General features: G+C 50.8%; 1 rRNA gene. It reads right to left on the bottom strand.

What is annotated here, in order from left to right:
- Positions 1-254, bottom strand: a 23S ribosomal RNA gene (locus GM676_RS31480); the annotation flags it as partial.

Below are 254 nucleotides of genomic sequence, written 5' to 3'. Positions count from 1 at the left end.
AGGCTCTTCCCATTTCGCTCGCCACTACTTTGGGAATCTCGGTTGATTTCTTTTCCTGCAGCTACTTAGATGTTTCAGTTCGCCGCGTTCGCTTCACACACCTATGTATTCAGTGAGTGATGACCCAAAGGGCCGGGTTTCCCCATTCGGAAATCTGCGGATCAAAGCTTGTTTGCTAGCTCCCCGCAGCTTATCGCAAGCTACTACGTCCTTCATCGCCTGTAATCGCCAAGGCATCCGCCATGTGCACTTAT

Source organism: Duganella radicis (assembly GCF_009720825.1).
Classification (GTDB): Bacteria; Pseudomonadota; Gammaproteobacteria; order Burkholderiales; family Burkholderiaceae_D; genus Rugamonas; species Rugamonas radicis.
This window is presented reverse-complemented; position numbering and strand designations above follow the sequence as displayed.